Origin of the sequence: Spiroplasma endosymbiont of Seladonia tumulorum (assembly GCF_964020235.1) — a bacterium.
In the GTDB taxonomy this organism is placed as follows: Bacteria; Bacillota_I; Bacilli_A; order Mycoplasmatales; family Mycoplasmataceae; genus Spiroplasma.
In genome coordinates, this window is the sequence record NZ_OZ026545.1 from 1194167 (window position 1) to 1206387 (window position 12221).

Consider the following 12221-nt stretch of genomic DNA (forward strand, 5'->3'; position numbering starts at 1 on the left):
CTAAAATACCTACAAAACAAGCACCAACGCCAATACCAACTAAGATTTCATAACTCATATTTTATCTTCCTTTCTTAATTTTACGACACCATCTTAACATCACCATAAAATTTGTCCACCACTTATTTAAAAAACATTTTAAGATGATGACGATTAAGGAAAGGGGAAAAAAGTGAGTATTGTAAAAAATTATTATGGTAATGATATAACAAAAATTAAAATAGAAATTGAAACGGCTGATATTCAAAAGGCAATTAATTTTCTAAAAAAATATGAAGAAGAAACAAAAAAAGAGGAAAAATAACAATTTCCTCATTTTTTTATTTATAGTATTGCACAGACTACTGACTGGCAAGGTTTCTTTTCTTTATTTAAGTTTGCAAGTAGAACCTAGAATAACTCGCAACATCACTTGCTATTTAATTATAGCATTTTTTATTTTTATTGTATAATTTAACTAAGTAATTTACTTAATTTAATAAATTACTTATCCTTCTTTTAAAATATTTGTAGTAATCTTTTCTATGAATAATTATTTATCAAAATATCAACAAAAGTGCTTATTATTAGCACTTTTTTAGTTTTTATTATCCAATTTACCCTTATATATATAATGTGACCAGTTAATAAATATCAGAAAAAGAGAGTTAGTATAAATGAAAAAGATTTTAAGTATTATTGGATCAATATCATTAGTAGGGACAAGTACAACAAGTTTAGTTGCTTGTAATAAAAATAATTTAGATGATGAAATAAGTATTATTAAAGAAAAAGAGAATAAATTTTATATTAAAAACTTTAATAGTAATTATGAATACAATATAAGATTTGAATTATATGGAAATAATAAATATTTTTTTCATAACGAAATTATACCAATAAATTACATTGGTAGTACATATACATACCGTGAACAAAGTGATCGTGGGCAAATTTATCCAATTACTATTAATTTTTTTCAAGATAATAATAGTAAAAAATGATACATAACAGGTAGTGATAATAGTCTTATTTTAAATAATATTTTATTAGTGAAAGTAGGGAAATAATAATATGAAAAAGATTTTAAGTATTTTAGGTAGTTTAGTAATTACTGGAACAAGCACCTTAGGAATAGTAAGTTGTGAAGAGCCAAAATGTGAAAATAAAATTATTGGTAATTTAAAAGAAATTTTTTCTTCAAATAAACCATTTCATAACGATGATAATAAATGATATTTTGTTGTTGTAAAAGGAGATAACACTGCGTGAAATATTATTAAATTTCAAAATAATAATAAAACTAAAAGTATATATAATTCAAATGATTATGAAATTGATTTAGCAAAAGGAAGCAAAAATTATTCAGGTTTAGTTATTTTTATTAAAAAAGATGATAAAAAATTCCCTAATACATGAGGACAAGATAATGGTAAATATTTTAAAAATGTTTATCAATGATTGGGTGATAATGAACCTACAAATAATGACACACCAAAAATAGATGATAACGGGAATATTATTGTTTAAATAAAGTAATTATAAAAAATAGGGACAAAGCCCTATTTTTGTTTTAAATTAATATTAACGAATGAAGTAGTTTTTATTAAAAAGTGAGCATTTATTTTTCTATTCGCTGGAAATGCTAATTTTCCTTTTATAAATAATTCATAATTAACACTCATTTTTAACTTAACACCCTCATTATAAAAGACAATTTGTGTTCTAAAATGATAACCATCATCACTTTGACTAAATGGATATTGATATTCTTCTAAATTATTAAAAACAGTATATCCACTTTCATTAATATTTTCTATTTTAACATTAGTTTTTGTTTCTAGTCTTTTTGACCAATTAAATTCAGGATCAATACTATTTGCTTCAAAAACTATGCTTCCTAAATTTTCAAAACTAAAAATATCATAATTATCTTGAACTTGTTTTCATTCAGTTGCTCCAAAAGTTTCAAAATCAAATAATAAGATGTCTTGATTGTGTTGTTTTTGGTCTTTTGTACCACCTTGGCCATTATCTTCGGCATAAGCATCTAATTTACTATCTGCTTTACTTAAATTAATTTGTACTGGATAGAAATTAATACTTGGTGGTGGGTCAGGTAATTTAACAGGTCAATCGTGTACGATATCATCGTCAATATATTGATCTAAAAAACTAATTGAATAAAGAGTTAATCAATCTCGAACTGAATTATTATATAAAGATGTAGTTTGTAAACTAACAAAATAACTCATAATTGAATATGGATCATATAAATCAATATCATCAGAAAACATATAAATACGACATGCAGTTTTACCTAAATTATAAAAACCAACTGCATCAATTATATAACGACCACTACCAACAACATCAGTTAGTAAATTTTCATTTGTCATTGTTGGTAATGATACACTTTCTTCATTAATTAAATAAATACTATCTTCATCCTTAAATGATTGAGGTATCATTACACTACTAATTCTATAATTTTTTCCATATTCTGTTTTTGATTTTTTAGATCACATTGATGCTGTTATTTTATCTGTTAAAGTAAATGCTCAACTTGTATTACTTGCACTAGCACCGATTATATCATTAACCTCATCTTGTGTATTATATCTAAATGCATCTAAGGGAATATTACCTTGTTTTTTTGCTTGTGGACGCGTACTATCTTCAACAATAGGTCAATAACTTTCATCATAAAAAGTATAATTTGCTTTACCAATAAATAAAGGAATTCCTGTCTTAATATTTGGATATAAATTATTAGTATTATTATCAATAGTTTTTCAATAAATCGGAATACCTAAACTTATTGCATTTAAAAATTTACCAACAATAGGAATATCTCTTTGAGTTCATGCAATACTTTCTGTTATATCTATTGGTAAACTAATAATATGATTAACCATAACACTAAATAAATTTAACATGTCTTTTAATTGCCCACGATTTTTACTTGGATTAATTATATTATGACCAATATCAACATTAAATTTAAAATAACCATTTGCTCGTACATCAAAGTCTTTAATAATTTTATTACCTTTATAATTTAAAGCAACATCTTTAACTGTTAAATTATTTGGATTAGTTGCTTGTGTTAATTTTTTATCTGTATTCAAATAACCCTCATAATTTTTTTTAATTTCTTGGTTAGATTGACCTTGTTTTTTTAATCAATTATCATATTGACCATTAATAGCAGGAATACCATTTGTTAGTAAATAAGTAGTTAATGGTTTAGATGATTTTGTTAAACTATCTGCTACTGGCATTTTTAAATTGTCAATAAATAATCTACGCTGAGGATATACTTTTTCATTTCATTTCCCTAAATTTTCAATAGGTCGACCAAATATAACAGGAGCAGTAAAACCATTATTACCTAATAAAGTTAATTGAATACTTTTAATTCCATTATCCCCAACAAATTTTTCATTAATTTCATAATCTTTTGGAATACCTAATTCATCTCATATTATTTTAGGTATTACATAACCTTCACCTGCTGCTGAAAATTGTACAAATTGCTGAATAGTTTGCCCAGTAGTATTAATATAATCTTTAACATAACTAAAAGTAATAACTCAATATACTAATTCATTTAAATCATTATATTTTGGTTGAGCATTTGAGATAAACATTAATAAATTATCATCAACATCTTCTTTATCAGATTGTAAAGGAACTAAATAAAATCTTAAAAAATCTTTTCTTTGAAAATTATAAGTGGTTTCAATCGTAATTGTACGATCAAGATATCAAGCGTTATATTTGCCAAAATATTCTTCACCACCTAATTTAGAAAATTCAACAGTATCATTAATATTAAAAATATGACATTTATAAGCATCACCTTAAAATTTTCTTTTAATAGCAAAATTATCTAATGCTTTATTAATTTTTTGTAAATTAATAACATAAACATTAAAACCATTTTCATTATTAATTTTTTCTCAAATATCATTAACTGGGTAATTATTTTCAGGTTCTTCTGAATTAATAAAAACTTGTTTTGTTTCATCTCATAAATAAGTTTTTTCGGTACTAGTAATATATAAATAACTAATTTTATCTGTTAAACTATTTTTAAAATCATCAATAAAATAAGTAAATCAATCTTTTTCTTTTTGGAAAAAATCATAATTTCAAATATCAGGGATATGTCTAGATCTAATTTTAATTGCATTTTTTCATTGTGCTATAATTCCCTTTTTCCCAGTAAATATTTGTGACATTTGTGTAAAGTTTTGTGGTACTCCATTATTAGGTTGAAAACCTTTATCAGTAATATTTACTAAACCAGTTTTAATAATAAATGGAAAAAAAATAATTATTTTTAATATCAATATCTAATTTAGTTAAATCAGATCTAACACTATTATCCATTATTCTTTCATTTAAGTTTTTAAAAATACTATTAATATTTGGTACTTGCATTATTGTATATCTCCTTTAATATCTTCTTCTCTTGTTTGTTTTTCTTCTTCATCAATATAACTCATTTCTTGTTCTAATTGTGCTTTTTGTTCTGTTTTAATTTTTTCAAACATCATTCGTGCTTTTTTATTTGTCACCTTATCTTGTTTATGAATTGCGTCAATATGAATAATAGTTCCATTATTTAATCTTTTATCAATTACCTCTGATTGTGTAATTTCATTAACCATTGATATATCAATAAATTCTAATGTATAAGGTCTAATATTATTATTATTTGGATTGTTATCATTTAAGTTATCTCATTTTTTATAATGTCTAAATATATAATCAAATAATCTATATAATTTAGGAATTCGTAAAGACCTTTTTTGTAAAGTAGTTTCAATATCTAATTTATTATTCATTAAAGACTCTGTTTTATTTGTATAATTATTTCCTGAAAAATTATCATATTCATAACCTGCACCATTAAATATCATTTTCATTGAATAATCACTATCAATAGTTATTTCAGTATAATTTTGTTGAGCATGAATTAAACCCATTCCACTATTACCAGTTAAATTAGCATAACCTTGTACTGTGCTAGTAATAATAGCATCAGCACTTACTAATTCTTCTGAACCTTTACCATTATCAATAAGTGAATGAGTAGTATCTTTTTGTCCTATAAAATGAGTACGGTTAATAATTCTTTCGATTCTTTTATAATAAATATTGTCTTACACATCTTTAATTAAATTAAATACAGGTAAACAATCAGGGGTAGTATCTACTGTTGTTTTTGTTCCATAAACTAATTTAGGTAAATTAATAAATTCAACAATAGGTAAAATATCTATTCCAGTGTCATATTCCATTGTAGAAACTGGTTTTAGTTTACTTTCTAATTCACCGTAAGTTTGTCAAATTCCAATTTCTAAATCTTTTGCTGTATAGTAAGTTATTTTTGCTTTTCTAGGATAAAATTGTACTCTTTGATATCACATATAATCAGATTGAGCAGGTAATATTCACATTTTCGCATATTGTTCTATTTCTGAATATTTAGCAATACGAACATTTGAACTAATTGAAGCAACATCAATAGTTAAATCGCCAGTTTCTGTTTTTAATAAATACATTACACTACGACCATATAAACTATTTGCTAATTCATTTTGATATAACTTAGAATAAACATAGTTTTTTTCGTATCATTCTTCTATTCAATCTTGTGTATCATCATTATCACAATTAAACATTAAACCTTGTCCAATAGTTAACGGAGCGGCTTTTCTATTAGCAATAATTCAAGGAATATCAATATAGTATTTTTGTTCTTGCAATATTTTATATTTTCCCGTTTCTAAATAACTTAAATATTCAGGCTTATTAATTAATTCATTAAAATTTATTTCTTGTTTATTATCCATTTTTACACCTCTTTTTGTCATCACCCATTATATAATCACCATAAGGAGAGTGTCAAAAAATGTGAAAGTTATTAACATTAATTACTAGTATTTTAGAAAATATAAAAATAGCATTAAGAATTATAAAATTATTAGAAAAATATGGTAATTCTAAAATAAAAGCAATTTTACAAAGTATTAAAGATATTAAACATCAATTAGCACAAATTCAATATTATTTAAACCCAAATATATTAAGTGATTTATTAGCAAAAATACCTAAAAATTTAGAAATACAATTATTTAAAGATATTAGTTTTTTAGATAAAAATAAATATAAAGAAATTGTAAAATCATTAACTCCAACAGAAAGTAATTGAACTATATTATCTAGTAGTTGATGTAAAAAAGGTTTGTTTCAAATAACTAATAAACAAAAATTAATAGGTAATTTAACTATTTTAATTCAATCAGATAATGATAAACAAAGAAGAGATATGGATCTTATACATATCCAAAAGTACATATTCAAGTATGACAAGCAATGAAATCAGCAACTGGTAAAAATGGAACTGGGGCAGGGTCTGTATTTTGGAATATGTGATTACATGTATGATTACGCAGTGAATTAAGAGAATATGTTAATTGACAAATATATACACAACAAAATAAAGACGGCGGAGATGTTAAATTAAGAGCAAGTCGTATTAATAAAAACCTATTAAAATTAAATAAAGAAATAAATCGTTATAGTAATAATTTTTACAATACAAAAGATGCTAAATTAAATCATTATAAGCAGTATATTGATAATAAAAATTGATTAAATCAACAGCGAGAATATGCAACTAATTTAAAAGTGGGTTATCAAAAATTACATACTAAAATAATATCAAAACCAAAAACAATTAATCTTTATAAAGAACTTAAAAAAGGTATTAATGTAATTAAACATCCAATAAATACTATAAAAAATAAAAAAATAGGTTAATTCCTATTTTTTATATACTATGAATTTTTAATTACTACATCAATAGGGTTTGTTTGACCAGTAGCGTTATTTTTACCTTGAATTTGAACTTCAACAGTTTTATCATTTGTAATATTAATTGGTCAATCCTCACTTTTACTTTCAATAAAGTAATCAAAATCACTTTCCGTTAAAGAACTATCTACTGCTTTTACTGCTTTTAAAACAACATCTTTAAATTGTGGTTTTAATTGTTCGGATGTTGCTTGTGTTGGAACTGCAACATTAATAGTTGGTTTATCTAATTCATTAATCCCGTTAATATTTATTTTAGAATTGCCTTTAATTAATATTTTTTTATCATTAATATTTTGATTATCAATAATACCTGCATTAATATGTAAATAAATATTACCACTTACAATTTCATTAACTGGTAAATAAATACCTGCTGAATTTGTTTGAATTGGATAATCATTTTTACCATCACTTAATACCATAATAGAATGCATAAATGCTAAAACTCTTTGTTTCTGTGGCGTAGTTAAATTTTTATCTAATACTTTATCAAATAATTTTTTAATCTCTGCTTTGTCAAGGGTAGATGGAGTAATTCCAAAGAATTCATAATATTTTTTCTTAACATCCATATTTAATGCTGTTTGATCTTCTGTTAAATTATTAATATTGTTAATAGTATTTTGCATTGTAGTTTTAAATTCAGGATTATAAAAATCTTTATAATTTGGATCATAATCTAATAATTGATAAGTTAATTCATTTTCTCATTCACCAGTAAATTCATTATATTTTTGTCATGAATTACCAGTTGGATTTGTATTATCTCATAAGCGAGCAATAGCATCCATTTGTTCTTGTTCTGTAAACATTTCTTTAACAATTAAGAAACCTAATTCTGGTCTTGTTAAAGCAGGTAATGAAAATAATACCCGACTAGTAAATGCAGGTTCTTGTGTATCATTATCTACATAACTAATATTTTCAGTAAAAATAGTAATCATTGCGGCATTATCTCTTTGAATAACCAATGCTTCTATTTTATTATTAATAGATAAATCAAAGCCACGAGTTCTATTCATTCCTTGTAAATTAACCTCTAATTGTCCATCTGATGTTTTACCATGCAAAGGTTTAATATTTTGACCAAGTCATAATGATTTAGAAACCATATAACCTAAAACTTTATCTTGGAATAAAGTACCAGTCACCATTGTATTTGCTGAAATATTTTCACCGATTAATTGAGTATATGATCGTGTTAAATCTAAATATGAATGTGGTTCTCAAATCATTTCTCAATCACTAGTATTTGTACCAATTTGAGATGCATTAATTTTTCGTGTTTCATCTGTCATACGATGTCCTAATTTATACATTAAATCTAATGCATCTTGTTGAGTTTTAATTTTAGTTGTATCATAAACAAAAGCATAATCTTTATTAAATTTAGATCTAGCAATATAATTATCAATTACACCTTTTAAAAAGTATAATTCTAAATTAAACATCATATTTTTTGTAATTGAACCAGTTAATTTTGCTACTAATTCACCGCGTAATGATGGGTCAGTATTTTTTAAACGAGATAAATCAAATCTTCTTCATTGTGTTTTTAAACCAATAGTATGATCAATTACTAAACGACCACGCTTAGCATTTTGATTTTGTTTTGGATTTCCTTTTTCGTGGTTTCATTCTGAATCACCATAAAATAATCGTTTAGGTATTGTATAAATTGCAACCGCATAATCTGAACTTTCCATATTAGGACTTGATTGTGCTGTTGCTGTTAAACGATGAAAAGTATAATAATCAGGATTTGATAAAATATCTTTTACTCGCATTTCTTGTGCTGATAATAATAAATGTCCTTCTTTTGTTAAATTTGCTACACCATTACCAATAACAAATCCCTCATGTAATCCTATAATTGATGCCATATTTTATTTTCCTTTCTGATATTCTTTTTGAACTAAGTTTTTAATTCTTTCATTAATAGGAATATTATGATTATCTTGTAAATTATCTTTTATTTTTTGTGATAATTCTTCAATAAACATATTTTCATCTTTAATTTGAATACCACCATTTATTAGGTTTTTCATATCTAATGTTGGTTTTTTCTCAACTAAATCTTTAAAATTGGCTGTATGTATTATTTAAGGGTTTTAATTAATATCTTAGAAATTGTGGAATAAAAATACCACTTACTTATCTAAATTATATTACTTTTAATTTTATTGTCAACAATATTTTAACATTTTTTAAATTTTTCTACGACAAAAATACATGTTTATTAAAGTTATTTAATTTATTAGATAAAATTAATAAAAATATAAGTTTGGTTGTAAATTATTATTTACAAAATTATTAACTGAATAATTAATTCTTTTTTCTTCTAATGGTTCATTAGTATTAAATAAATTAATTTTATTTTTAAAATTCATCATACTAGTATTTAATTTATTTTTAAGAGTTTTTTCATGATAAGTTGCTTTTTTAACCAAAACACCTTTACAGTAATGTGATATATCACCCTCAATATGACAACCAATATTATTTCATAATGTTTGATTTCTGACACCTTCTTCATTATTTTTAATTAATTTAATTGTCTCTTTTAAGAATTTCATTTTTGATTCTTTTATAAAAGAAGCACTGTTTTTTAAACATTCTAATAATTCTTCATATTTAGCATTAAAAAAATAATCGATTGCTTTATGGTACGTTTCTCTGTTTTCTTTGTTTTTACTTTGATAAGGATATAATTTTTTAAATCTACTTGTAAGGTGGAATTTATCTATCGTGTAATGTACTTTATTTTTAGGAAAATATTCTTGAATAAATTTTACAATATTTTTAATTCAAGGTGCGCCATCGCCTAATACCATAAATTCAATATTGTCATTAATATCATAATAACTGGTAATTAATGTAAATAATTTATTAACAAAATTAGTTAATTTACTATTTTTTTTAATATATTCTGGAATATTATCAAGTTCTATAACACCTAATTTATTTGCAATTATAGGTCTTTTTTTCGTTGATTTTACCTTATCAAAACCAGTATGAGCAGTTGAAAATATACTATGTTTTTTTATTTTTTCTTTTCCTTTTTTCTTTTCATTTCACATTTTTAAATAAGTTCCATCAATTTGAATATATAAAGTATGAGGTATCTTTACTTTTTTATCAGTTTTATTAAGATAATATTCTTTATCAGTTTTTGCATTTTTCATAATATTTGAAATTGTTTTTATACAAATTTTTACATGTTCCATAGTATCTAAAATATCTTGATATGTTTTTTTCTTGCCAATAAATGATAATATTTTTTCTTTAACAGAATTATTTATTCTTTGTCATTTTTTAATTCCTAAAAGTTTATCCAAAGGAAAAATATATTCTTCTTTACCTGTTTCTGGATTAATTTTATAATATTTTCTTCTTTTAAAAGTTATTTTCCCATTTAAAATAGTTAATGTTCTTGGTTTTATTTCTTTTACTTTATAATCTTTAAATTCTTTTAAAGTTTCATCAATTTTATAATTTTTAAAAATTCATTCATCAGAATTTTCTAAATTTTGTTGAATAATTTCAATACTTTGTATATATAACAAATTATTAAAATTCTTAAAAAAGTTGTTATCAATATTTATCATTTTTTTACCCTCTTTCCTTAGTTCTACACATTAACACAAAAATAATAAAAATGCAAAAAAAAAAAAAAAAGATATTATTTTTTATTTATTGTGTTATAATTTAATTGTTAATTATTAGCAAATTAATTTAACTGAAAAAAGTAAAGTAATTTACTTTTTTTATTTTGATGTAAAATATAGATAATAAAAAAAGAACCGTGTCAAGTTCTTCTGTACATGTTTTTCTCTACTTATATTTAACCATATAAAGGAGTAAAAAATGAAAGAATTTAATCCAAAAACAGCAAGTTTACGAACATTCTATCGTAAAATAGATGAATTTTGGCAAAATAAATCACCTAATAAACCATATACTTTGAACGATTTAACCAATGAATTCAATCTTTCTCGCAAGTGAAGATATGATACTTATGCGAGCGAGAAGATAGTTCCTTTACTTGAAAAACAAGTTGATAGAATTGAAAGTGAAATAATTAATTTTATGATGAAATCACCAAATGGTGCTAAATTATATTGACAACGAGCATTTAATTATAAATATTCAATACAAGAAAAACAGTTAGAACAAGAATTAAACTTAAATAATCAACAACCAATAATAGTTAATTTACAAACGGATATTAGAGATATTAAAAAAGAAAGTGATAATAATGCTTAATCATTTTACTTATTTGTTAGAAGCTTCTTATTGGTTATTACAAAATAGTAGTATTGGTAATAAATATCCCTTTGCTAAAAAGTTTGAGTTAGTGAATGAAATTAATCAAATTGGAACACGATATAGTGGTAAAACTATATCAAATATTAAAATGTTTGGTGAATTATTAAAAATTAGTTTATTAATTAAAGAACCAATTTGTATTATTGCTAGTATGTATTGGAGTAAAGATTTAAAAGATAGTGTATTTCAAAATATATGAAATATGTTAGATGAAAATCATATTCCTTATACTATTAATTTATCAAATTTTACTTTTACTTTATCAAATGGTAGCAAAATATATTGTAAAGGTTTACATTCACCAAGTCGAAAAGAAAAATTAAAAGCCTTTGCTGATTTAAATAAATATAAATTAGTTATTGATTGAAGAGAAGAATGTGATCAATTTCAACAAAAAGATTTAAGTGATTTAGAATTTGCTATTCGTGGTTATCAAAATAAAATAACAATTAATACATGTAATCCTGAAAGTTTAAAAAGATATATTGTTGGTTATTGTAATGAATTAATGCCTTTTGATGAAAAAATAATGCGTAGTAAATATGAGCAAATTAAGTATATTGAAAAATGAAATATGAAAATTATTATTCATTATTCTAGTTGAAGATTAAATTATGAATTACCACAAGATAAAGTTAATGAACAATTAAGATTAGAACAGTTAGATATTGAAAGAGCAAGAGTATGGAGTTGAGGTTTACCAGGCAATACTAGTGGGTCAATATTTGCAAGATATATTGATATTATGCAAGCAACAGATATTATTCAACCAACTAAATTATTAGGTGGAGTTGATTTAGCAAACTCTACTAGTCCTAAGGGACATACAACAGCAGCGAGTTTTTGAATATATAATTCATTTGATAAAAAAGCATATAAAGTAGCAGAATATACACACTCAAATGCTACACAATAATTTAAAGGACCATTAGAACAAGTAAAAGATATTTTAGAGTTTTACAACAATCAATTAAATCAATATTTTAATTTAATACAGCAAGGTATATCAATCAATGTTG

The 12221-nt window shown here is 23.4% G+C and carries 15 protein-coding genes; 7 read left to right on the top strand and 8 right to left on the bottom strand.

The features are described from left to right. Nucleotides 1–172: 172 nt before the first annotated feature. The 3 genes from AACL22_RS07605 to AACL22_RS07615 all read left to right on the top strand — a co-directional run bounded on the left by AACL22_RS07605 (nucleotide 173) and on the right by AACL22_RS07615 (nucleotide 1509). On the top strand, nucleotides 173–304 hold the full coding sequence (locus tag AACL22_RS07605) for a hypothetical protein (protein WP_338990991.1): 132 nt from the start codon (nucleotides 173–175) through the stop codon (nucleotides 302–304). 352 nt (nucleotides 305–656) lie between these two features. Beyond that, entirely contained in the window at nucleotides 657–1049 is a 393-nt protein-coding gene (locus AACL22_RS07610; protein ID WP_338990994.1) for a lipoprotein, read from the top strand. Between the two features lie 4 nt (nucleotides 1050–1053). Then, complete coding sequence (locus tag AACL22_RS07615) at nucleotides 1054–1509, top strand: lipoprotein (protein ID WP_338990997.1); 456 nt, start codon at nucleotides 1054–1056, stop codon at nucleotides 1507–1509. Nucleotides 1510–1541: 32 nt separating this feature from the next. Here the strand turns inward: AACL22_RS07615 and AACL22_RS07620 are convergent, their stop codons facing one another. From AACL22_RS07620 to AACL22_RS07640, 5 genes are all read right to left on the bottom strand, one after another. Next, complete coding sequence (locus tag AACL22_RS07620; RefSeq protein ID WP_338991000.1) at nucleotides 1542–3632, bottom strand: hypothetical protein; 2091 nt, start codon at nucleotides 3630–3632, stop codon at nucleotides 1542–1544. Between the two features lie 213 nt (nucleotides 3633–3845). Next, a complete protein-coding gene (locus tag AACL22_RS07625) occupies nucleotides 3846–4337 on the bottom strand; it encodes a hypothetical protein (RefSeq protein ID WP_338991002.1) in 492 nt (163 codons plus the stop codon). Beyond that, nucleotides 4297–4428 carry a hypothetical protein gene (locus tag AACL22_RS07630; protein WP_338991004.1) on the bottom strand — a complete coding sequence of 44 codons (132 nt, stop codon included), beginning with the start codon at nucleotides 4426–4428 and terminating at the stop codon, nucleotides 4297–4299. Before AACL22_RS07630 ends, AACL22_RS07625 begins: the two co-directional genes overlap by 41 nt. After that, the gene (locus AACL22_RS07635; RefSeq protein WP_338991005.1) at nucleotides 4428–4976 is read right to left on the bottom strand and encodes a hypothetical protein; all 549 of its coding nucleotides are present in this window, start codon (nucleotides 4974–4976) and stop codon (nucleotides 4428–4430) included. The genes AACL22_RS07630 and AACL22_RS07635 overlap by 1 nt, the downstream gene beginning before the upstream one ends. A 177-nt stretch (nucleotides 4977–5153) precedes the next feature. Next, entirely contained in the window at nucleotides 5154–5846 is a 693-nt protein-coding gene (locus AACL22_RS07640; RefSeq protein ID WP_338991008.1) for a hypothetical protein, read from the bottom strand. A gap of 59 nt (nucleotides 5847–5905) precedes the next feature. Here AACL22_RS07640 and AACL22_RS07645 point away from each other — a divergent pair, with 59 nt between their 5' ends. Both AACL22_RS07645 and AACL22_RS07650 read left to right on the top strand, forming a co-directional pair. After that, the gene (locus AACL22_RS07645; RefSeq protein ID WP_338991010.1) at nucleotides 5906–6457 is read left to right on the top strand and encodes a hypothetical protein; all 552 of its coding nucleotides are present in this window, start codon (nucleotides 5906–5908) and stop codon (nucleotides 6455–6457) included. Then, nucleotides 6424–6816, top strand: coding sequence for a hypothetical protein (locus AACL22_RS07650; protein WP_338991013.1), 393 nt, complete (start codon nucleotides 6424–6426; stop codon nucleotides 6814–6816). The genes AACL22_RS07645 and AACL22_RS07650 overlap by 34 nt, the downstream gene beginning before the upstream one ends. 17 nt (nucleotides 6817–6833) lie before the next feature. Here the strand turns inward: AACL22_RS07650 and AACL22_RS07655 are convergent, their stop codons facing one another. The 3 genes from AACL22_RS07655 to AACL22_RS07665 form a co-directional block, all read right to left on the bottom strand. Beyond that, nucleotides 6834–8756, bottom strand: a complete 1923-nt coding sequence (locus AACL22_RS07655) for a hypothetical protein (RefSeq protein ID WP_338991015.1) — start codon at nucleotides 8754–8756, stop codon at nucleotides 6834–6836. Nucleotides 8757–8759: 3 nt separating this feature from the next. Beyond that, on the bottom strand, nucleotides 8760–8921 hold the full coding sequence (locus AACL22_RS07660) for a hypothetical protein (protein WP_338991018.1): 162 nt from the start codon (nucleotides 8919–8921) through the stop codon (nucleotides 8760–8762). Nucleotides 8922–9140: 219 nt separating this feature from the next. Next, nucleotides 9141–10481: an Mbov_0401 family ICE element transposase-like protein gene (locus tag AACL22_RS07665; protein ID WP_338991020.1), complete on the bottom strand. Its 1341-nt coding sequence runs from the start codon at nucleotides 10479–10481 to the stop codon at nucleotides 9141–9143. Between the two features lie 259 nt (nucleotides 10482–10740). Here AACL22_RS07665 and AACL22_RS07670 point away from each other — a divergent pair, with 259 nt between their 5' ends. Next, entirely contained in the window at nucleotides 10741–11139 is a 399-nt protein-coding gene (locus tag AACL22_RS07670; protein ID WP_338991023.1) for a hypothetical protein, read from the top strand. Continuing rightward, nucleotides 11132–12118, top strand: a complete 987-nt coding sequence (locus AACL22_RS07675; protein ID WP_338991025.1) for a PBSX family phage terminase large subunit — start codon at nucleotides 11132–11134, stop codon at nucleotides 12116–12118. Before AACL22_RS07670 ends, AACL22_RS07675 begins: the two co-directional genes overlap by 8 nt. Nucleotides 12119–12221: the final 103 nt, after the last annotated feature.